Origin of the sequence: Alitiscatomonas sp. (genome assembly GCF_037242085.1) — a bacterium.
In the GTDB taxonomy this organism is placed as follows: Bacteria; Bacillota; Clostridia; order Lachnospirales; family Lachnospiraceae; genus Alitiscatomonas; species Alitiscatomonas aceti.
Map to the genome: position 1 here is coordinate 1 of NZ_JAXXBR010000054.1, position 21,254 is coordinate 21,254.

The 21,254-nt window shown below is 51.7% G+C and carries 18 protein-coding genes and 3 tRNA genes; 18 read left to right on the plus strand and 3 right to left on the minus strand.

The window, feature by feature from the left end; translation table 11 throughout:
* The 4 genes from WIH05_RS03795 to rplT all read left to right on the plus strand — a co-directional run.
* On the plus strand, positions 1–1,777 hold a 1,777-nt coding region (locus tag WIH05_RS03795; RefSeq protein ID WP_337424999.1), incomplete at its 5' end, for an InlB B-repeat-containing protein.
* 366 nt (positions 1,778–2,143) lie between these two features.
* On the plus strand, positions 2,144–2,638 hold the full coding sequence (gene infC / locus WIH05_RS03800) for a translation initiation factor IF-3 (RefSeq protein ID WP_022272783.1): 495 nt from the start codon (positions 2,144–2,146) through the stop codon (positions 2,636–2,638).
* 25 nt (positions 2,639–2,663) lie between these two features.
* Positions 2,664–2,861, plus strand: a complete 198-nt coding sequence (gene rpmI, locus WIH05_RS03805) for a 50S ribosomal protein L35 (RefSeq protein WP_022272784.1) — start codon at positions 2,664–2,666, stop codon at positions 2,859–2,861.
* Positions 2,862–2,894: 33 nt separating this feature from the next.
* Positions 2,895–3,251, plus strand: a complete 357-nt coding sequence (gene rplT, locus WIH05_RS03810) for a 50S ribosomal protein L20 (protein WP_022272785.1) — start codon at positions 2,895–2,897, stop codon at positions 3,249–3,251.
* Positions 3,252–3,311: 60 nt separating this feature from the next.
* Here the strand turns inward: rplT and WIH05_RS03815 are convergent, their stop codons facing one another.
* Positions 3,312–4,199, minus strand: coding sequence for a LysR family transcriptional regulator (locus WIH05_RS03815; protein WP_337425000.1), 888 nt, complete (start codon positions 4,197–4,199; stop codon positions 3,312–3,314).
* Between the two features lie 235 nt (positions 4,200–4,434).
* Here WIH05_RS03815 and WIH05_RS03820 point away from each other — a divergent pair, with 235 nt between their 5' ends.
* The 3 genes from WIH05_RS03820 to WIH05_RS03830 all read left to right on the plus strand — a co-directional run bounded on the left by WIH05_RS03820 (position 4,435) and on the right by WIH05_RS03830 (position 7,813).
* Complete coding sequence (locus WIH05_RS03820; RefSeq protein WP_337425001.1) at positions 4,435–5,736, plus strand: SLC13 family permease; 1,302 nt, start codon at positions 4,435–4,437, stop codon at positions 5,734–5,736.
* Between the two features lie 63 nt (positions 5,737–5,799).
* A complete protein-coding gene (locus WIH05_RS03825) occupies positions 5,800–6,639 on the plus strand; it encodes an MBL fold metallo-hydrolase (RefSeq protein WP_337425002.1) in 840 nt (279 codons plus the stop codon).
* 25 nt (positions 6,640–6,664) lie between these two features.
* Complete coding sequence (locus WIH05_RS03830; protein WP_337425003.1) at positions 6,665–7,813, plus strand: amidohydrolase family protein; 1,149 nt, start codon at positions 6,665–6,667, stop codon at positions 7,811–7,813.
* A gap of 138 nt (positions 7,814–7,951) precedes the next feature.
* On the opposite strand, the gene WIH05_RS03835 is transcribed toward WIH05_RS03830, so the two are convergent.
* Positions 7,952–8,035, minus strand: a tRNA-Leu gene (locus tag WIH05_RS03835).
* Positions 8,036–8,228: 193 nt separating this feature from the next.
* Between WIH05_RS03835 and WIH05_RS03840 the strand changes: the two genes are divergently transcribed.
* Positions 8,229–8,312 (plus strand) — tRNA-Leu (locus tag WIH05_RS03840).
* 245 nt (positions 8,313–8,557) lie between these two features.
* Positions 8,558–8,641 (plus strand) — tRNA-Leu (locus WIH05_RS03845).
* A 48-nt stretch (positions 8,642–8,689) separates the two neighbouring features.
* Here the strand turns inward: WIH05_RS03845 and WIH05_RS03850 are convergent.
* Positions 8,690–9,214, minus strand: a complete 525-nt coding sequence (locus WIH05_RS03850) for a YcxB family protein (RefSeq protein ID WP_158357623.1) — start codon at positions 9,212–9,214, stop codon at positions 8,690–8,692.
* Between the two features lie 205 nt (positions 9,215–9,419).
* Here WIH05_RS03850 and WIH05_RS03855 point away from each other — a divergent pair, with 205 nt between their 5' ends.
* The 9 genes from WIH05_RS03855 to rpoD all read left to right on the plus strand — a co-directional run bounded on the left by WIH05_RS03855 (position 9,420) and on the right by rpoD (position 21,231).
* Positions 9,420–10,301, plus strand: a complete 882-nt coding sequence (locus WIH05_RS03855; protein ID WP_022274016.1) for a hypothetical protein — start codon at positions 9,420–9,422, stop codon at positions 10,299–10,301.
* Positions 10,302–10,504: 203 nt separating this feature from the next.
* Complete coding sequence (locus tag WIH05_RS03860) at positions 10,505–11,239, plus strand: ATP-binding cassette domain-containing protein (RefSeq protein WP_215655277.1); 735 nt, start codon at positions 10,505–10,507, stop codon at positions 11,237–11,239.
* Between the two features lie 2 nt (positions 11,240–11,241).
* Positions 11,242–12,159, plus strand: a complete 918-nt coding sequence (locus tag WIH05_RS03865) for a SufD family Fe-S cluster assembly protein (protein ID WP_262426905.1) — start codon at positions 11,242–11,244, stop codon at positions 12,157–12,159.
* 41 nt (positions 12,160–12,200) lie between these two features.
* Positions 12,201–13,160: an AEC family transporter gene (locus WIH05_RS03870; protein WP_022274019.1), complete on the plus strand. Its 960-nt coding sequence runs from the start codon at positions 12,201–12,203 to the stop codon at positions 13,158–13,160.
* A gap of 67 nt (positions 13,161–13,227) precedes the next feature.
* Entirely contained in the window at positions 13,228–14,976 is a 1,749-nt protein-coding gene (locus tag WIH05_RS03875) for a S8 family peptidase (RefSeq protein WP_337425004.1), read from the plus strand.
* 162 nt (positions 14,977–15,138) lie between these two features.
* Positions 15,139–17,079: an AAA family ATPase gene (locus tag WIH05_RS03880; protein WP_337425005.1), complete on the plus strand. Its 1,941-nt coding sequence runs from the start codon at positions 15,139–15,141 to the stop codon at positions 17,077–17,079.
* A gap of 226 nt (positions 17,080–17,305) precedes the next feature.
* Positions 17,306–18,313, plus strand: coding sequence for a deoxyguanosinetriphosphate triphosphohydrolase (locus tag WIH05_RS03885; protein ID WP_158357527.1), 1,008 nt, complete (start codon positions 17,306–17,308; stop codon positions 18,311–18,313).
* Positions 18,314–18,330: 17 nt separating this feature from the next.
* Entirely contained in the window at positions 18,331–20,091 is a 1,761-nt protein-coding gene (gene dnaG, locus WIH05_RS03890) for a DNA primase (protein WP_262426899.1), read from the plus strand.
* 27 nt (positions 20,092–20,118) lie between these two features.
* Positions 20,119–21,231, plus strand: coding sequence for an RNA polymerase sigma factor RpoD (rpoD, locus tag WIH05_RS03895; protein WP_337425006.1), 1,113 nt, complete (start codon positions 20,119–20,121; stop codon positions 21,229–21,231).
* Positions 21,232–21,254 lie beyond the last annotated feature (23 nt).

Sequence of the window (21,254 nt, forward strand, 5' to 3'; positions counted from 1 at the left end):
ACAGGCAACCACCGGGAACTTTATCATGCCGGAGGCTAACGTAACCTTTACTGCCACCTGGAAAGTGGACGCAAATGGAGACGGCGAGCCGGACGATACGGAGACAAAGTATTCCATCACTTACTCCGATGGTGAAGCAAAGGGAGCAGCGCAGGGAATGCCTGCGAAGGCTGAAAACATCTTAAGCGGAACCACTCAGACTATCTCCGCTGCGGTACCGACCTGGACAGGCTACGTATTCACGGGCTGGACCAGTACAGACGTAACGGAGACTGCCGGAAGCTTTACGATGCCGGAGGAGAACGTAACCTTTACCGCCACCTGGAAAGAGGATGCAAATGGAGACGGTGAGCCGGATGATACGGAAACAAAGTATTCTATCACCTACTCTGATGGAGAAGCCAAGGGCGCAGCGCAGGGAATGCCTGCGAAGGCTGAGAATATCTTAAGCGGAACCACTCAGACTATCTCGACTGCGGTACCGACCTGGACAGGCTATGTATTTGCAGGCTGGACCAGCAATGAAGTACAGGCAACCAGCGGAAGCTTTATAATGCCGGAGGCTAACGTAACCTTTACAGCCACTTGGAAAGAGGATGCAAACGGAGACGGCGAGCCGGATGATGCGGAAACAAAGTATTCCATCACCTACTCTGATGGTGAAGCGAACGGAAATGCGCAGAATATGCCGCAGAATGAGACAGACATCTTAAGTGGAACTACTCAGACCCTCCTGACAACAGAACCAACGTGGGTAGGTCATGTATTTGACGGCTGGACTACCAGTGATGTAACGGTAAGCAATGGAAGCTTTACGATGCCGGAGGCTAACGTAACCTTTACCGCCACCTGGAAGGTGGACGCAAACGGAGACGGTGAGCCGGATGATACGGAGACAAAGTATTCTATCACCTACTCTGATGGAGAAGCCAAGGGCGCAGCGCAGAGGATGCCTGCGAAGGCTGAGAATATCTTAAGCGGAACCACCCAGACTATCTCGGCTGCGATACCGACGTGGACTGGCCATGTATTCACGGGCTGGACCAGTACGGACGTAACGGAGACTACCGGAAGCTTTACCATGCCGGAGAAGGACGTAACCTTTACTGCCCTCTGGAAGGAGTATAGCAGCGGCGGATCCAAAGAAGATGATGATGACGATGACGCGTCAGAAGAAAATGGCAGCGGCAGCTCCAGAAAACCCATCGAGGCTCAAAAGGGCCAGGTTGTCAATGCGGCGGGAAAGACTGGGGAGTGGGTCCTGGAAGGAAACCAGTTCACAGAACAAAATGGGTATATTCCCTCGAGAGAATATCTGAAAATTGATGGAAACATTTACGGCTTCTACTCCAGAGGATATGCCATTGGATCTGAACATGGCCACTACTACACCAGTGAAGCCATTGCGGCAGCCGGAGGCTATCGAGATGCTCAGGGAGCCTGGAATCTGAACGGCTGGTGGATCCGTTACAGTGATGGTACGTATCCACACGGACAGTGGGAGTACCTGACCTACAATGGACGTTCAGACTGGTATTACTTCGATGAAGACGGCTGGATGGAAGACGGCTGGTTCCAGTGGGAGGATCACTGGTACTATCTGCATACAGAGTATGACGGCTTCCGGGGCCATATGTATACAGGCTGGCACGAGATTGGCGGGAAATGGTATTATTTCTGCACAGATCAGGACGGCGGCACGCCTGGAGCTATGATGACCGATGCAAGGACGCCGGACGGCTTTTATGTTGGAGAGGATGGCGCCTGGATTCAGTAATGTTGAAGGTCTGGAACTGGTAAAACAGGCGGAAGAGGCCCTTTTATGGCAAAGAAAAGTCCATAAAGGGGCCTCTTCCCTGTTCCTGGTGATAAAAACGCCGTTTGTTTTTTGGAAAAGTAGTTGACAACGCATTGGAAATATAGTATAGTTACATAGGTTGTGAAAGCAGCCCACAGGAAAGCAGGTATCCGCCTCACCCTGGCACGAGCAAGTGACCCGGGTTCATACAGAATTGGTTTCATAATCATGCAGCAGCATGCAGAACCGATGCAGTTAATGAGCGGATAGTTTACTATCTGCTTTTTCTTTTCTATTTTGTCGATATTAAAATGAGTATGGAGGTGCACGGCTATTAGCGAGTTAATGATTAACGAACAGATTCGTGATAAGGAAGTTCGTCTGATTGGTGAAAATGGAGAGCAGCTTGGGATCATGTCTGCAAAGGATGCCTATAAGATGGCCAGAGATGCAGAGCTTGATCTGGTGAAGATCGCGCCGACAGCAAAGCCGCCGGTGTGCAAGATCATTGATTACGGCAAATATAAGTATGAGATGATCCGTAGGGAAAAAGAAGCGAAAAAGAAGCAGAAGGTCATCGAAGTGAAAGAAGTCCGTCTTTCTCCTAATATCGATACCAATGACCTTAACACGAAGGTTGGTTCCGCAAGAAAATTCATCGAAAAAGGCAATAAGGTCAAGGTTACGCTCCGGTTCCGCGGACGTGAGATGGCCCATATGAATCAGACCAGATACATCCTGGATGATTTTGCCGAGAAACTTGCTGATATCGCAGTCGTTGACAAGCCTTCCAAGGTAGAGGGAAGAAGCCTGGTAATGTTTTTAACTGCAAAAAAATAGGGATAATTTTAAGGAGGAATTTACAATGCCTAAAATGAAAACAAGCAGAGCAGCTGCAAAGCGTTTCAAAAAGTCCGGAACAGGTCTGTTAGTAAGAAATAAAGCTTACAAATCCCATATCTTAACTAAGAAATCTACAAAGCGGAAAAGAAATCTTAGAAAAGACATCGTTACTGACAGCACAAACAGCAAGGTAATGAAGAAGATTTTACCGTACTTATAATAGATTCGGGATTAAGAAGGAGGAAAATAAGCAATGGCAAGAATTAAAGGCGGCTTAAATGCCAAGAAGAAACATAACAGAGTGCTGAAGTTAGCCAAGGGTTACAGAGGCGCACGTTCCAAACAGTATAGAGTAGCAAAGCAGTCCGTAATGAGAGCTTTAACCAGCTCCTATGCAGGAAGAAAAGAGAGAAAGAGACAGTTCAGACAGCTGTGGATCGCCCGTATCAACGCTGCTGCCCGTATCAATGGCCTTTCCTACAGCAAATTCATGTATGGCTTAAAGCAGGCCGGCGTTGTTATGAACCGTAAGGTATTATCCGATATGGCCATCAACGATGCAGAAGGATTTGCAAAGTTAGCAGAGCTTGCAAAGAGCAAGCTGGCTTAATAAGAAAAAGAAATACGCCGTTTCCTTTTCCGGTGAGACCGGATCAGGAAGCGGCTTTTTTTAATCCTGTATTTCTTCAAAAAAATGTGTCCAGACACGGAAAAAGCTTTGGGGCATCCGCTCGATGGGGCTCTCCGGGGTCCATAGGAGCCAGATGGTAAAATTTCCCTGTTCCTCCTGGATCGGAAGGCTCACCAGCTCCGGATCGCTGCTGGGAAGATTTTTATTCAGAAATGCGATCCCGGCGTTGTGTTTTAAAAGCCGGAGCAGGCTGGAAAACTGGTCCACATGGAAGGCATAGGAAAATTCCTTTCCGCGTTTTTTATAAACGCTCTTCAGAAGCTGGGTATTCAGATCGTCACCGGCGTATCCGATGACAGGGCAGGAGGTCAGCTCCTCATAGGAAACCAGGCCTTTTTCTGCCAGGGGATGGCAGCGGGACATGGTGACGTATCTGTGGCAGCTGGTATGCAGCTTCAGGCTCCTCAGATCGGGATCCGGCGCATCGCGCATGGCCAGGACCGCGTCCAGGGAGGAATCGCGCAGCATAGACAGAAGGAGCGGAACCGTACGGTTGGTCGTCTGAAATTCCAGATCGGGAAACTGCTTTTTTAGCTCAAAGTAAAGATCCAGCCAGTAAAATTCGTTGAGCACCACTGGAATGCCCAGACGGAGAGGACGGCTGATGGAGAGGAATTGCTTCATCTCCTCTGCCAGCCGTTCGGTCTTTTTCAGGATCCCGCTGCATTGATCCAGAAAAAAGGATCCGGCGGCGTTGGGGGCAAGTCCTTTGGAGCTCCGGTCAAACAGCGGGATAGAAAGCTCTTTTTCCAGAGCCCGTATGGCCATGGAAATGGTGGATTGGGAAACGTTTGCCGCCTGGGCGGCCTTTAGGGTACTGCCGCAGCGGCAGACCTCCATAAAATATTGCATTTGTAAAAGAGTCATAGCGTTCCTTTCTGCCGGGAGAAGATCTGAATACATTTATTATACAGGAAAAAGCCTGTGGTATCAATAGAATTGATACTATTATGAATTATATATGTTTCACAAAGCCTGAGAAATATGAGATAATCTGCACATAAACAAAAACGAAAAAGCATAAAAACTGTGCACTTTCACAATGCATGTACCCGGGGGAGAGAGGAAGCAGTGATTATGCAAAAACAAAAGGAGAAATGTCATGATTGCTGTAATTGGCCTTATTATGTTTGCGGTGTCCTCATATCTGGCGCTGAGCAAAAAAATGCATCTCATGGTACCCTTTGTGGTCGTACCTGTGATCGCCGGACTTTTCTGCGGTTTTTCCCTCCCTGAGGTTTTGAATTTTGCTGCCGAAGGAGTTACGGGAACCTTCAATTCAGTCCTTCTCTGTATCTTTGCGGTCCTGTACTTCAGTGTGCTGTCCGAGACGGGGATGTTTGATATTATGGTAAACCGTCTGGTGGGGATCACCAGGGGGAATATTTACATTGTTATGGTGGTAACGGTCCTTGTGGCTTTCATCGGCCATCTGGACGGCGCCTACAATACCACATACCTGATCGCAATTCCGGCTCTGGCCCCGCTTTATAAACGACTCAATATAGACCGGCGGAGCCTGGTGCTCCTGGTATCCCTGGCGGCAGCGCCCATGACGGCCATGGCCTGGGGACAGCCGGCGAAAATGACGGTTTTTGATCCGTCTATTGACCCGGTGGTCATGGCTTCCAGCCTCTATCCGGTGGTGGCGATCATGCTGGGGCTCGCTGTGGTCACCTCTCTGGGCTTTGGCTATTACTATTCTAAAAAGAATGCCTCTGAGATCGCTCTGCTGAGAAAGAGCTTTGAAAATGGAGGCGGAAGCCAGAAGGTGGATTTTTCGGATAATCCTCTGGCACGTCCAAAGTTTTTCTGGGCTAATTTTGCGCTGTTTCTTGGCTCTCTGGCCTGCTTTATGTTCATGACCGGCGTGAAAACATATGTGCTGTTCATGGTATTCTCATGTGCAGCGCTGCTGCTCAACTACCATACCCAGAAGGAGCAGAGCCAGATCATCCGCAAGCATTCGGCTACCATGCTGGCTCCGGCGATCCTGTTTTTGGGGATCGGAATCATGGTCGGGATCCTGAACGGAACGGGAATGGTAACGGCTATGGTGGATGCTGTCCTTGGCATCGTTCCGGAATCCATGGCAAGATGGACGCATGTTTTATACGCGATCCTGATCCTGCCGCTGGAGATCTTCATCCCATATCAGGCCTTCCAGAGCATGAACCCGCTGCTTCTGGGTATTGGAGCAGGCTGCGGCCTGACTGGCTACCAGGTGTTAACGTGTATGAATATTTCCTATCTGAATCCATGTTCCCCGCTGGTGGCTGCGGCGAACCTGGCCTGCGAGCTGGCAGAGGTGGATATCATCAAGCAGGTGAAGTTTTCTGTACTGTTCTGCCTGGCATTTAATACCATCGGAGTTCTGATCTGCGTGGCCCTTGGACTGGCGTAAAATATAATGAACGAATGTCCGGCCGGCGCTGCCGGCCGGGAAAAGAAAGGAATGATAACGATCATGAGTAAAGAAGTAAAGGTAACGCCAATGGATACTGTAAATAATGCCAGGACCATGCCCTGGAAGGTGGCCATCGAGCCGTTCCGGGTGGCTCCGAGGGTCTGGTATGTGGGGAATACCTGGGTAGGGAGCTTTCTGATCCAGACCAGCGAGGGGCTGGCGCTGATCGATACGACAGTGATGGAGGATCTGTATCTTCTGATCGATTCCATCCACCGCCTGGGCTTTGATCCAAAGGATCTGAAGCATATTTTTCTGACCCATGCCCATATGGACCACGACGGGGCGGCCAGGGCCTTAAAGGAGCTGACGGGAGCAAAGGTATGGCTGTCCAGAGAGGATGAGGAATGGCGTCACCGCCCGGAGGCGGATATGAGCGACACGGGATTTGCCATCGTTCCTTATGAAACAGACTGCTTTTATGAGGATGAAACGCCCATTGTCATGGGGGATGTGGTCATCCGCACCAGACTGTCTGCTGGCCACACGCCGGGAACCACTTCGTTTTTTGTAGAAATGAAGGACGAGGAGGGAAAAACGGTGGTATGGGGCATGCACGGAGGCGTAGGGATCAATACCATGAATACGGACTATCTTCAGAAGGTCCGCCTTCCCCTGTCTCTCCAGGAGGATTTTTTCCGGGGCTGCGAGGAGATGAAGTCCATCCATGTGGACATCTGCACACCCAGCCATCCATCCCATTCAGATATGCTGGAAAGGATCTCGGAGGATCGGAATGATTACCGGCCTTTTGTGGATGAGGGAAAATGGCCAGCCTTTCTGGAAGAACGGGCAGAATCCCTGAGAAAGGTCCTGGAACGGGGCGTTTACCAGAGATAAGGGCAGCCTGAGAGAGGAGAAGAAGATGGATACACTGCTGATCAGAAATGGAACGGTCGTGAACGCGGAGGACGGGACCATGGTCCAGGCGGATATCCTGGCCGAAGGAAGCAGGATCCGGAAGGCAGAGCCGGGGATCTGCGACCGGGCGGTCAGCGAGATCGATGCGACAGGCTGTTATGTGACTCCGGGACTGGTGGACCACCATACCCATATCTATCCCATGGCGTCCATAGGGATCTCTGGAGAGGCCGCCTGCTTTGGTTCTGGAGTCACAACGGCTGTGGATGCCGGGAGCACGGGCTGCGGGACCTATGAACGATACCGGCCCTGGATCCGTGCGTCCAAGCTGGCTGTCTGCCCTTACATCCATGTGAGCACCGGGGGGCTTTCCAGCCTTCCGGAGGCCATGGAGGATGTGGATCCGCACCATATGGACGCGGAGGGGATCCGGGAGCTGTTCCGGCGGTACGGGAATGAGCTTGCGGGACTTAAGATCCGGATCAGCCGGAATATCGTGGGAGATCTGGGAATGGATCCTTTAAAGCGGGCGGTGGAGATTGCGGAGCTGACGGGGGTTCCTTTGATGGTCCATATTACGGACCCGCCGGCACCGATAGAAGAAGTTCTTTCTGTCCTCCGGCCTGGGGATATCGTTACCCATATGTATCAGAACACCGGACCAACGATCCTGGATCGAGGCGCCGTCTCGGACGCCGTAAAGGCGGCGCGGGAAAAGGGGATCCTGTTTGAGGCGGCGGATGCCCGGGCCCACTTTTCCTTCGAGGTAGCGGAGCCGGCCATCGGAGAGGGATTTTATCCAGATTTTCTGGGAACTGATATCACCAGGCTCAGCATGCATCTCAGGCCGACGGCCTTTAATCTGGCCATGCAGCTCTCCAAATACAGCTGCCTCGGGATCCCTTTTGGGACGCTGATCCATATTGCGGCCTGGAAAAACGCAGTCAACCTGGGGCTTTCGGACCAGATTGGGAGTCTGAGGCCTGGAAAACAGGCGGATATCGCTGTATTCCGGCCCTGCCGGAGGCGGAATGTATTCGGCGACCGGCCGTTTTCCAATAAAGATGCGGAATTCCGGGAGGGGGATCTGATCTATGAACCAGTGCTTACGGTAAAGGCCGGGGAGATGGTGTGGAGAAGTGTGACTTTTTAAAAGAGGGAAATGAAAAGACTGGCTGGGCATGCGTCAAAACACGCTTCCTGCCAGGCTGATTTTTGTTTGAAGGTATGCTGCGGAGCGGGAGCGGATCTGAAAAACAAAAAGCCTGGACTCTTACGAATCCAGGCTTTATGCGGAAGATGGGACTTGAACCCACACGATGTAACCACCACAAGATCCTTAGTCTTGCTCGTCTGCCAGTTCCGACACTTCCGCGTATCGTTCTGAGCTTTTGTTGTTCAGCTCTCACCGACGTGTTATAATATACCACAGCCTGAAGGATTTGGCAAGTACTTTTTTGAATTTTTTTAAAAAATATTTTTTTGAAAAAGTTGTTGACAAAATGACAGTTTTATAATATAATTCAACATGTCGCTGAGAGATATAAACAAAGCGGCAGAGAAGAAATGCAGAAGTGGCGGAATTGGCAGACGCGCACGGTTCAGGTCCGTGTGGTAGCAATACCATGAGGGTTCAAGTCCCTCCTCCTGCACTGACAAAGAAACCTGTTTCCAGAAGGGAGCAGGTTTTTTGTATTCTGGACAGAGTGGACCTTTATACAAAAACGTCTTCTGAGGATCCGCTCGGAGCAGAAAAGGGACCTGCTGGAGGCGGATGAATTTATGCGTACTTGTACTGGCAAAAAAAGTAAAAAAAAGAAAAGAAAAAAGCTTGACATTTTGAAAAAAATGTGTAAAATAATACGTGCCGAGTGAGAAAAACGGCAGAAAAGGAAATGCAGAAGTGGCGGAATTGGCAGACGCGCACGGTTCAGGTCCGTGTGGTAGCAATACCATGAGGGTTCAAGTCCCTCCTCCTGCACGAACAGAGAACGGAAACAGCCTCCCAGAAAGGGAGGCTGTTTTTGTATTAGGAGATCCGGACAATGGAAAGTCCGGTCCTGGCTTCGAGAAAACGGGAAAATTCCTCCGGCATCCCGCCTTTTAGTCTGGCCTTGTCGTAGGCCTGGGCATGGTTTTCTCCCAGTATCAGGATAAAATAGTCCGGAAGCTCAGCAATGGCTGCAATCCGGTCATAGGGCCAGTCTGTCTGCCCGCTTCTGGTTTCCGTATGGTAGGAGTCCTCCTTAAAGACGGAGACGGCTGATTCTGTACCGGGAAGCAGCCGCTTTCTGGCGAAATAGCCGTTGAGCCTGTCCTCAAAGAAAAAGGTTAAGAGGATGGCGAGGACAGCCGACAGTGTAAGGAGCGTCCTTCCATTAATGGAAAAGGAGCTGCCCGCCGGAGGAAGGAGAAGGAATGTTCCCAGAAGGACCACGATCCATCCAAAGATATGGGCGCGGCGGCTCCTCTTTTTCCTTACGGTTTTCCGCAGGGCTCTGGCCATGGCGGTCAGAGTCTTCATGTCATAATCAGTGGTGGTGGTAAATTCCATACGATCATCTCCTTGTTTTTTATAAAGATATTATAGCGGATAGAGACGCCGGTTTTCAAGAGAACTGAAAAAATGAAAAGAAAGGGTAAGGATTCTTAAGATTCCTTTAAAACCTAGTATTTCCACTGGTTCCGGCTTGCGTTATCCGGAAACTTCTAGTATAATCAGAACAGAAATGAAAATAAAAATCAGGAGTGAGGTTTATATGAAATTAAGAAAGGTATTATTACTGACAGCAGCAACGGCAGCCCTGGGGAGCATGAACGTGATCTCTGCATTTGCAGACGCAGTGGTTGTGGAAGAGGACGGAAGCATCCGGAATTCTGCTCCGGCGGAGACCACAGAGGGAGCCGCAGATACGGAATCCATGTTATACGGCTGGACCGAGCAGGGCTCCAACTGGGTGTATTACGATGGAAAGGGAAATACCGTAAAGGGCTGGATCAAGGCAGAGGGCGGAGACGGCCGCGGAAATGAGGTATGGTTCTACACAGATCCGGAGACGGGTCTTATGGTAGCAAACCAGACAAGAGTGATCGACGGCGTATCCTATTCCTTCAATGAGGATGGAAGCTGGGTAGCCCCTGTTCCCACAGCACCCAAGGGAAAATTAAGCGGCGGCGTGTTTACAAACACATGGTCCAATATCCGCATTCCCCAGGTGATCGGCTCCACCAATACAGAGGTTGAAGCAGAGGAGCTGTTCTCCGACGATATTTACGGCACCATTGGAAATCCCAAGGTGACCTATGATTTCTCCATGAGCACAGATTTTGGTGAGCTGGAGATCTACTACGCCAATATGGCAAAGATGCCGGAGATGGATGCGGCCACATTCGCAGCACAGTTAGGAAACGCTGAAAAGGGCAAGACTGGCCAGGTGGGTGCCGTTGAGACCGTTACCGTAGGCGGCCAGAACTATTCCAGGGTCTCCATCACCAGAACAAATAAGAAGGGCAAACAGAACCAGACCTCTTTCTACTGCAGAAAGCAGGAGAGCTTTATGGTGATCTTAGCCACCAGCTGCACTATGTCGGATGCAGGCGCTATGGCAGATGTTGTAAATATGATCACAGCAGCCCAGTAACAGGAAGAATAATAAGGACGCTCCGGGAGATTCCCGGGGCGTTTTTGCGTCATGGGGAAGGCGTCCTGCAGCAGACAGAGACTCCGCAGGCAGGCTTCCTTCTTACGTCTGCAAAATTTTCCATATGGGATAGTATTTCCTTGGAAAATGGTTTATAATAAACAGGCGTGTAAAAATACGGAAACATACAATCTGGAGGAATTATGTTAGAATTGCAGAATATTTCCTTTGGCGTGTCGGAAAGCCAGGGGAAAAAGGAGATTTTAAAGGATATCAGCCTGACGGTCGGTGAAAATAAATTTGTTGTGATCACGGGGCCCAACGGCGGCGGAAAATCGACCCTGGCTAAGATGATCATGGGGATCGAGAAGCCCCGCTCCGGGAAGATCCTGTTTGACGGCCAGGATATTACAGAGAAGACCATCACAGAAAGAGCCAACCTGGGGATCAGCTTTGCCCTTCAGCAGCCGGTGCGCTTCAAGGGGGTCCATGTGCTGGATCTGATCCGCCTGGCGGCCAGAAAGGACCTTTCTGCCGCAGACGCTTGTAAATATCTGTCCGAGGTGGGATTATGCGCCAAGGATTATATCAACCGGGAGGTCAATGGAAGCCTGTCCGGAGGAGAATTAAAGCGGATCGAGATCGCCACCGTCCTGGCCCGGGGCACAAAGCTTTCTGTGTTTGACGAGCCGGAGGCCGGTATCGATCTCTGGAGCTTCCAGAACCTGATCCAGGTGTTTGAGAAAATGCGGGAGACCACCAATGGCTCGATCGTGATCATCTCCCACCAGGAACGGATCCTGGAGATCGCGGACGAGATCGTGGTGATCTCTGACGGCTCTATCTTAAAGCATGGGACCAGGGATGAGATCCTGCCGGAGATTCTGGGAACGGCCTCTGCGCCTTCCGGATGTCAGTTTTACAGGAGGGAGGCATAAACATGGATAAGATCTTACAGACGCTTTTAGAAAAGGTGGCCGACCTGCACGGGGTACCGGAGGGGGCCTATAATATCCGGGCCAACGGCCAGATGGCTGGAAGAAATACGACGGCCAACATCGATATCGTCACAAGAGAGGACGGAAAGGGCATCGACGTACACATTAAGCCGGGAACGAAAAAGGAGAGCGTGCATATTCCGGTGATCTTAAGCCAGACGGGCTTAAATGAAACGGTGTGCAACGATTTTTTTGTGGGAGATGATGCGGATGTGACCATCATCGCCGGCTGCGGGATCCACAACGGCGGCGATATGGAATCCCGCCACGACGGCATCCACCGTTTTTTTGTGGGAAAGAACGCGAAGCTTAAATATGTGGAAAAGCATTACGGTGATGGAGACGGAAAAGGGGAACGGGTCATGAATCCCCGGACGGAGATCACCATGGATGAGGGAAGCTATATGGAGATGGAGAGCGTCCAGATCAAGGGCGTGGACTCCACAAAGAGGGATACGGTGGCCCATCTGGCAGCCGGGGCCAAGCTGGTGGTCCAGGAGCGTCTCATGACCCATGGGCACCAGGATGCGGAAAGCCGGTTTGATGTCTGTCTGGACGGGGAAAATTCCAGTGCCAACATCATTTCCCGGTCTGTGGCCAGGGATCAGTCCCACCAGTCCTTCTACTCCAATCTTCAGGGCAATAGCCTGTGTGCCGGTCATACGGAATGCGATGCGATCATCATGGACGAAGCAAAGATCAGCTCTCTTCCGGAGATCACGGCAAACCATCCGGATGCGGCCCTAATCCACGAGGCGGCCATCGGAAAGATCGCCGGAGACCAGATCATTAAGCTGATGACTCTGGGACTGACAGAAGAAGAAGCGGAAGCCCAGATCGTCAATGGATTCCTGAAATAGGGGAAGGAAACGCAGCAGATAAAGTCTTTAGGGGGGAAAGCATGGTACTGGATTCGATAAAAAGTGTATTTGCCCTGATGGCGCTGATCGCTTCGGGCTTTTATTTTGCCGGGAAACCGTGGTTTGGAAAGCAGGGAATGGATTTCTTATCCAAATTTACTGTGGAGGCTACGATCCCGTTTTATATGTTTTATAACATATATAAGGATGTGGGGACCAGGGAGTCGCTGATCTCCCTGGTGTCAAAGCTTCCGGTGACCTTCGGACTGATCCTTCTGTGCCTGGCCCTGGCGGCGCTTATGGGGGTGCTTTTAAAGGTGGACGGCAAAAGGAGATATACCTTTGTGGCAGCCTCCGGCTTTCCCAATGTGGTGTTCATCGGCTTTCCTGTGATCCAGGCTCTGTGGGGCCAGGGGATCACCTCCATCGGCGTGATCTATTATATCGCCAGCACACTGCTGTTCTGGACCGTGGGGATCTGGCTCCTGAGAAAGGATGGGAAGTCAGAGGCGGCCAGAGAGGGGAGCGCACTGGCAGGATTAAAGAAGCTGGCGTCCCCGCCGATCATCGGCATGGCCCTTGGCATGGCGGCAGTATTTTTTGAGATCCAGGTGCCGGATTTCGTATTAAAGCCACTGTCCATGATCTCCCAGGTGACCTCGCCCCTGGCCCTTGTGTTCATCGGCAGCGTGATCCGCAATATGGATCTGAAGACCATAACCCTGGGACGGGACCTTTACGCGGCCCTGGCCATGCGGTTTGTGGTGGTGCCTGCGGCCTGCGTGGTATTTTTAAATCTGGTTCCGGTGCCGAAGGAGATGAAAGAGGTATTTTTCATGCTGTCCTCCATGCCGGCCATGGCCCAGATGGGCATTATGGCCAGACAGTATGACAGTGACTATGAATTTGCCTGTACGGTGATCACGGTCACTACCCTGATCAGCATGGTGACGATCCCTGTATTCATGCTATTAATGCAGCAGTTTGCATTTTTTGCCTGATCCGGGGCCGGACCATATGGGCGGAGGCCTCATATCATAAGGAAATGGATAATAAGGCGGCGTTCATATGAAGGACCAGAAGGCGGAAAATCTGCTGAACCTGGCGCTGTCAGTGCCCGAGGAGGAACGGAAACAGACTGGGGAGCTGGATGTGGGCTATGACCGGGAGACCAGGACCTGGGAGCTGATCGTAAAGTACAGCGGAGACCTGGCGGGAATTGTCAGGGAGCAGTTTCCAGAAGCGGAGCTTAAGGAGCTGTCCGGCGGCTTTGGAATTCTTACGGTACCGGAGGAAGAAGTTCCAGGGATCCTTGAGCTTAAAGAAATTGAATATGCAGAAAAACCAAAGAGGCTGTTCTTTGCCATAAACCAGGCAAAGGCAGCCTCTTGTCTTACTCTGGTGCAGCAGGGGCCGGAGGGGCTTACGGGCCGGGGAGTTCTGGTGGGGATCCTGGATTCCGGCATTGATTATTTCCATGGAGACTTCCGTCATGAGGACGGCACCAGCCGGATCTTGTTTTTAAACGACCAGGTGACCGGGGACGTGTATACAAAAGAAGAGATCGACGAGGCATTGGGGATCGGAAGCCGGGAGGCCGCCAGAGCTCTGGTGCCGTCAGCAGATCCGGGAGGACATGGAACGGCGGTGGCCGGGATCGCCGCAGGGAATGGAAGGGAAAGCGGGGGCAGGTACCGGGGCGTGGCCTATGAGAGCGATCTGGTGGTGGTCCGTCTGGGAACGCCGGATCCGGATGGATTTCCCAGGACCACACAGGTGATGGAGGGGCTGGATTTTCTGGTAAAAAAATCCATGGAGCTGGCACGTCCCATGGCGGTGAACGTGAGCTTCGGAAACTCCTATGGCTCCCATGATGGAACGGGCCTTCTGGAGCGGTTCATGGATTCCCTGGCCCTCATGGGGAGAACGGTCTTTGTCGTGGGCATGGGAAATGAAGGAGACACTGGGGGGCATACATCGGGGAGGCTGTCTGCCGGGCCAGGGGGGCCATTGGACGGCAGCGAGGCACGGATCCAGCTTTCAGTGACTCCCTATGAGGCGGGATTTGGGGTGCAGCTCTGGAAAAGCTATGAGGATGCCTTTGAGATCACCCTGTCGAATCCTGGGAAGACCGTGACGGAGCGGATCAGCAGCCGCCTGGGCCCTTATGAGATCGACATGGGAGGGGCCAGGGTGCTTCTTTACTATGGAGAGCCGGGCCCCTTCAGTCTGGCCCAGGAGATATACTTTGATTTCCTGCCGCCGGGGAATGGAGAGGCTGGCCGGTATGTGGAGAGCGGAATATGGGAAATTACCCTGAAGGCGGCGGAGACCGTGGACGGCCGGTATGATCTCTGGCTGCCGTCCGGCGGCGTGCTGAACCGTTCCACCCGGTTTTTAAGGCCGGCCCCGGAAACCACACTGACGATCCCCTCCACCGCCATGCGCCCGGTCTCTGTGGGCGCTTATGACGATACCTCCATGACGTACGCGCCCTTTTCCGGCCGGGGAGATACGAGGCAGTACGGGATCCAGAAGCCGGATCTGGCAGCGCCGGGAGTGGGGATCGTCGCTGCCCGTTCCGGAGGCGGTTATGCCCCTGTGACGGGAACCTCCTTTGCAGCGCCCTTTGTGACGGGAGCGGCGGCGCTTTTAATGGAGTGGGGGATCGTGCGGGGGAATGATCCGTACCTGTATGGAGATAAGGTGAAGGCGTATCTGCGGAAGGGGGCGAAAAAGCTGCCTGGGGAGCAGAGCTATCCCAATCCCCGGGTGGGGTATGGGGCGTTGTGCGTGAGGGAGAGCCTGCCGGTCTAAATTTTCATACGATCTGGCAAACAGAAAATTCATAAAAAATAAATATAAATCCTGTCGGGAAAATGGTATGATGAGTGAAGAAAAGACGGGAGAGGGCCGGCAGCAGGAAGGGGCGGCTGGCGCAGGGAAGGAAAAATATAAAAGAATACGAAAGGATCATATATGGATACACGACTGGATCTGAAGCTGTCAGAGGAGCAGGAGCTTTTTATATGCAAGGCATTGGAGGGAAAAAATATTTTAGTGGACGCATGCATCGGCAGCGGAAAGACCACAGCGATCCAGGTGCTGTGCAATCGGCTTCCTGATACAAAAAAGGTCCTTTATCTGACGTATAACAGACTTCTGAAGCTGGATGCAAGAGCAAAGATACAAAAGAGAAATGTCACAGTGACAAATTATCATGGATTTGCATACGCGGCTTTAAAGGCAAATGGGATCTCCGCAGGGATCTCTGATCTGATCCAGCGGTTTATCCAGGAGAAACCGGCCATCGGCGCCTATGATATCCTGATCATTGATGAGTACCAGGATATCGAGCAGGAGCTGGCAGAGCTCTTACAGATGATAAAGGATCGTAAGCCGGGGATGCAGATCATCGCGGTCGGGGACATGGAGCAGAAAATATACGATAAGACGACCCTGGATGTGGAATCGTTTATGAAGGGATTTCTTGAGGACCACCTCAGGCTCAGGTTTACCCAGTGCTTCCGGCTTTCTGAGGATCTGGCGGCCATGCTTGGAAGGGTGTGGAAAAAGGAGATCCGGGGCGTCAACGAAAGCTGCAGGGTGGAAGAAATGACGAAGGAGGAGGTGATGGATTTCCTGGCACAGCAGGAACCGGGCGATATTCTATGCCTGGGAGCCAGGACCGGGGCCATGGCCGGTACACTGAATGCTTTAGAAGAAGCATACCCTCATACGTTCAATAAGACAACGGTCTACGCTACGATCTCAGACCATGATTCGGCAGGAAAAACGGAACCGAAAGCAGATTCTGCAATCTTTACGACTTATGACAGCAGCAAGGGCCTGGAGAGAAAAATATGTGTGATCTTTGATTTTACAGAAAGCTACTGGAATGTGAGGATATCCAGGCCGCAGCAGTCGTATTCAGTTCTGCGGAATATTTTCTGTGTTGCAGCCAGCAGAGGAAAAAACCATATTATTTTTGTGAAGTCAGAAGAAGCCATGCTTTCGGAGAAAACGCTTTCAACATTTGTGGAGACAAACCAGAAATTTAAAGATACAGGCATAAGTGAGATGTTCGATTTTAAGTATAAGGAGGATGTGGAGGTCTGCTTTTCAAAGCTGAAGCTGAAAAAGCTGGAAACTTTGGACCCGTCCCCCATAGACATAAAGAGCACGGACGGGCTCATTGATCTGTCCCCCTGTATCGGGATATACCAGGAGGCTGTATTTTTTGAGAATTATGACATAGACGCGGACATACAACTGAGGATCGCATTGAATCCGGAGCTTAAGGGCCTGTATACAGAGGAGGAACGGCGCAGTCCGCTGGATCAGAAAATACTGTTTCTGGTCTCTCTGGAAACAAGACAGAAACGGTACAGGAAGCAGGTGGCTGCGCCATTTGTCAATAGGGAGCAGAGGGAGAGAATCACTGCCCGTTTAAAAACACGGCTGCATACGGATGAAAAAGCACAGGTGGAATGCCGGCTCCGGTTTTATGGCCAGGAGGGCGGAGAACCCCTGTTTTCTGCCAATGGATTTGCCGATGCAGTGAAGGGGGATACTGTATACGAGCTGAAATTTGTATCGGAGCTGAGGCATGAGCATTTCCTCCAGTGTGCAGTCTATATGGCTGCCCTGGAGCTGCCGAAAGGAATCTTGTGGAACACGCAGGATAATACGGCTTATGAAATTGAAATTCCGGACCGGGCCGCCTTTCTGGATGCCGTGATCAGGACGGTCACAAAGGGAATGATAAAAAAATATCATGATCACAGGGCGGTTCAGGAGATGCCCTGGGATGTGAAAAACGAACCTCATACCGGGAAAGCGGAGGAATATGAAAGCGGCGCTGAAAAGAAGGAAAAGCCAGGGAAGAAAAGGAAATTCTGGTTCCAGTTCTGGAAGTGATCCTGCTGTGCCGGCTGCCGGTTTTCAACCTGTCGAAAAAGAAGGAACTAACCCGGTTTATGGATTATTTAGATATCTTTTCTGAAAATTTGCGGATTTTGTAGGAGAATGTTAATAAATAAGTGTTCTAAAATGGCAGTCTTTGTGATATAATAGTATCATCGCCAAAAATATTCTCCAGGTCTGCGCGGCTGCAGCCCCGGCCTTTGCAAAGGAGGCGGTCTGTATCAATATCAGAGAATCCATGGAACAGTGGGAGCGGGAAAACTTAAGTCCCTATGCCTCCTTAAGCAGTGAGACCCTGGGACGGGACCGGGAGGAAGAGCCCTGTGATATCCGCCCGGCCTACCAGAGGGACCGGGACCGGATCCTCCACAGCAAGTCGTTCCGCCGTTTAAAGCATAAGACCCAGGTGTTCCTGGCTCCGGAAGGAGACCATTACCGGACCAGGCTCACCCACACTCTGGAGGTCGCCCAGATCGCCAGGACCATCGCCAGGGCCCTTAAGATGAACGAAAGCCTGACGGAGGCCATTGCCCTGGGCCATGACCTGGGCCACACGCCCTTTGGCCATGCAGGAGAGTACATATTGAATGAGATCTGTCCGGAGGGCTTTTCCCATTATAAGCAGAGCGTCCGGGTGGTGGAGGTGGTGGAGAAAAAGGGAAGGGGACTGAACCTGACAAAGGAGGTCCGGGACGGCATCCTGAACCACCGGACAGCCGGGAACCCGTCCACCCTGGAGGGAAAGATCGTCCGCTTTTCTGATAAGATCGCTTATATCAACCACGACATCGACGACGCCATACGGGGACGGATCATCACCGAGCATGATATCCCCGGAAGGTATACGGAGGTGCTGGGAAATTCTGTGAAGGAGCGTCTCAACATCATGGTCCATGACATTATCATGAACAGTCTGGACCGTCCGGAGATCGTCATGTCCCAGGACGTGCTGGATACCATGGTGAGCCTCCGCCAGTGGATGTTTGAAAACGTATATAAAAATCCGGCGGCAAAGGCGGAGGAGGGGAAGGCCCAGCAGCTGATCGTAAGGCTGTATGAATATTATATGGAGCATGTGGACCGGCTTCCGGAGGAATATTTTATTATGATCGAAAAAAATCATGAAACGAGGGAGCGGGTGGTCTGCGACTACATTGCCGGTATGAGCGACCGCTTTGCCATCGACCTTTTTGAAGAATTATTTGTGCCAAAGGCCTGGAAAGGCTGAGGCGTTGGAGGATATGGATGTATTACCCGGATGATGTGATCGAAGAAGTACGAACGAGAAATGACATTGTGGACGTGATCTCCCAGTATGTCAATCTGAAAAAGAAGGGGGCCAATTATTTTGGCCTGTGTCCCTTCCATAATGAGAAGTCCCCTTCGTTTTCCGTATCGCCGGGGAAGCAGATGTATTACTGCTTTGGCTGCGGAGCCGGAGGAAACGTCATTACCTTTGTAATGGAATATGAAAACTATTCCTTTGTGGAGGCGGTGAAATATCTGGCAGACCGGGCTGGGATCACCCTGCCGGAGGTGGAGTATTCCAAGGAGGCCAGGGCCCAGGCGGATCTTAAGAATACGCTCCTGGAGATCAACCGCCTGGCAGGAAACTATTTTTATTACCAGCTGAAGCAGCCCCAGGGACGGGTCGGATATGAGTATTTCAGAAACCGGGGCCTAAGTGACGAGACCATCCGCCGCTTCGGCCTGGGCTATTCCCTGAAGACACCGGATGACCTGTACCGGTATATGCGGTCCAAGGGCTACGGAGACGGGATCCTGAAAGAGACCGGACTGTTCTATATTGAAGAACGGGGATCCAGGGACAAGTTCTGGAACCGGGTCATGTTCCCGATCCTGGATGTCAATAACCGGCTCATCGGCTTCGGGGGGCGCGTCATGGGAGAGGGAGAGCCTAAATATTTAAACTCCCCGGAAACGAAGCTTTTTGATAAGAGCCGGAACTTGTACGGATTAAACTTCGCAAGAACATCCCGGGCCGGGTATATGCTGGTCTGCGAGGGCTACATGGATGTGATCGCCATGCACCAGGCGGGCTTCACCAATGCCGTGGCATCTCTGGGAACGGCCTTTACTTCCCAGCATGCTTCCCTTTTAAAGCGGTATACGGACCAGGCAGTCTTAACCTATGACAGCGATGGAGCCGGGACCAAGGCGGCTTTGCGGGCGATCCCCATTTTAAAAGAAGCAGGGATCTCAGTGAAGGTTCTGGATATGAAGCCCTATAAGGACCCGGATGAATTTATGAAGAACCTGGGAAGGGAAGAGTTCCAGAAACGCATTGACAGCGCTGTGGGAAGCTTCATGTTTGAGATCTCGGTGATCCGGAGCCAGTACAATATGCAGGATCCCGAATCCAAGACGGCTTTTTATAATGCGGCCGCAAGAAAGCTTCTGGAGTTTCCGGAAAAGCTGGAGCGGGACGCTTACACCGAGGCCGTGGCCAGGGAATACATGATCCCCCAGGAAGACTTAAAGCGGCTGGTGTCCTCCCTGGGAGGACAGTACGGAACGGGCATCAAGGCTTCGGATCCGGAACGGGAGAGAAAACCCAGAAAAGAGAAGGAGGACGGGATCCGCAGGTCCCAGCGCCTTCTGCTTACCTGGCTCATCGAGAAGCCAGAGCTTTTTGATAAGATCGAAAGGATCATCGGCCCCGAGGACTTTTCAGACGGCCTCTATAAGGAGGCGGCGGCCATGGTCTTTGAAGAACATAAAAAAGGAAATATGAATCCCGCCCAGATCCTGAATCATTTCATCGGGGGCGAGGAACAATACAGGGAGGTGGCAGCGCTTTTTCACGCCAGTCTTTCTGAATCCTTAAATAATGAGGAACAAAAGAAAGCGTTTTCCGAGACTGTGAAGAAGATCAAGAAAAACAGTCTGGAGATACAGAGCAGAAAAGCAACGGACATCACACAGCTGCAAAAAATCATAAAGATGCAGTCAGAACTGGCATCACTGCAGATTTCACTGGATTAGATCCAGACGCCGGGAAGGATGGGAATTATGGAAGAAAAGATGCTTACGTTTGAAGAGAAACTGGACAGGCTCCTGGAAACGGCAAAAAAGAAGAAGAATGTCCTGGAAGAGCAGGAGATCCTCGATGTATTTGCCAAAGAAGAGCTGACACCGGAAAAGCTGGACCAAATTTACGACTTCCTGGACAATAAGAAGGTGGATGTCCTTAAGATATCGTCGGATGACGACATGGATCCGGATCTGTTTGCAGAAGAAGAGGCCGGAGAAGAAAATATGGAAAATCTGGATCTTTCGGTGCCCGAGGGCGTGGGGATCGAGGATCCGGTGCGTATGTACCTGAAAGAGATCGGAAAGGTGCCGCTGCTGACCTCTGAGGAGGAGATCGAGCTGGCAAAACGCATGGAGCTGGGCGACGAGGAGGCAAAAAAGAAGCTGGCAGAGGCCAACCTCCGTCTGGTGGTCAGCATCGCCAAACGGTATGTGGGCCGCGGGATGCAGTTCCTGGATCTGATCCAGGAGGGGAATCTGGGACTCATAAAGGCAGTGGAAAAATTTGAATACCGGAAGGGCTATAAGTTCAGTACCTATGCCACCTGGTGGATCCGCCAGGCCATTACCAGGGCCATCGCGGACCAGGCCAGGACCATACGGATCCCGGTCCATATGGTGGAGACCATCAACCGCCTGGTACGGGCCCAGAGACAGCTTCTCCAGACCCTGGGACGGGAGCCGTCTCCGGAGGAGGTGGCAAAGGAAATGGAGCTTCCGGTGGAACGGGTGCGGGAGATCATGAAGATCTCCCAGGATCCGGTGTCCCTGGAAACGCCCATCGGTGAGGAGGAGGACAGCCATCTGGGCGATTTCATCCAGGACGATCAGGTGACTGTACCGGCAGATGCGGCCACCTTTACCCTGCTCCATGAACAGCTGATGGAGGTCCTGGATACATTGACGGAACGGGAGCAGAAGGTGCTGAGGCTCCGGTTCGGCCTGGACGACGGGCGGCCAAGGACCCTGGAGGAGGTGGGACGGGAGTTCAACGTCACCAGGGAGCGGATCCGTCAGATCGAGGCCAAGGCCCTGAGAAAGCTCCGTCATCCCAGCCGCAGCAAAAAATTAAAGGATTATCTGGACGAATAGAAAATACAGACTGGAAGGAATGG

Coding starts and splice junctions, on each gene's coding strand:
- dnaG (WP_262426899.1), top strand. CDS start 18,331: ATGTATTACCCGGATGATGTGATCGAAGAAGTACGAACGAGAAATGAC.
- WIH05_RS03870 (WP_022274019.1), top strand. CDS start 12,201: ATGGTACTGGATTCGATAAAAAGTGTATTTGCCCTGATGGCGCTGATC.
- infC (WP_022272783.1), top strand. CDS start 2,144: ATGATTAACGAACAGATTCGTGATAAGGAAGTTCGTCTGATTGGTGAA.
- rpoD (WP_337425006.1), top strand. CDS start 20,119: ATGGAAGAAAAGATGCTTACGTTTGAAGAGAAACTGGACAGGCTCCTG.
- WIH05_RS03830 (WP_337425003.1), top strand. CDS start 6,665: ATGGATACACTGCTGATCAGAAATGGAACGGTCGTGAACGCGGAGGAC.
- WIH05_RS03865 (WP_262426905.1), top strand. CDS start 11,242: ATGGATAAGATCTTACAGACGCTTTTAGAAAAGGTGGCCGACCTGCAC.
- WIH05_RS03820 (WP_337425001.1), top strand. CDS start 4,435: ATGATTGCTGTAATTGGCCTTATTATGTTTGCGGTGTCCTCATATCTG.
- WIH05_RS03815 (WP_337425000.1), bottom strand. CDS start 4,199: ATGACTCTTTTACAAATGCAATATTTTATGGAGGTCTGCCGCTGCGGC.
- WIH05_RS03855 (WP_022274016.1), top strand. CDS start 9,420: ATGAAATTAAGAAAGGTATTATTACTGACAGCAGCAACGGCAGCCCTG.
- rpmI (WP_022272784.1), top strand. CDS start 2,664: ATGCCTAAAATGAAAACAAGCAGAGCAGCTGCAAAGCGTTTCAAAAAG.
- WIH05_RS03875 (WP_337425004.1), top strand. CDS start 13,228: ATGAAGGACCAGAAGGCGGAAAATCTGCTGAACCTGGCGCTGTCAGTG.
- WIH05_RS03825 (WP_337425002.1), top strand. CDS start 5,800: ATGAGTAAAGAAGTAAAGGTAACGCCAATGGATACTGTAAATAATGCC.
- WIH05_RS03880 (WP_337425005.1), top strand. CDS start 15,139: ATGGATACACGACTGGATCTGAAGCTGTCAGAGGAGCAGGAGCTTTTT.
- WIH05_RS03850 (WP_158357623.1), bottom strand. CDS start 9,214: ATGGAATTTACCACCACCACTGATTATGACATGAAGACTCTGACCGCC.
- WIH05_RS03860 (WP_215655277.1), top strand. CDS start 10,505: ATGTTAGAATTGCAGAATATTTCCTTTGGCGTGTCGGAAAGCCAGGGG.
- rplT (WP_022272785.1), top strand. CDS start 2,895: ATGGCAAGAATTAAAGGCGGCTTAAATGCCAAGAAGAAACATAACAGA.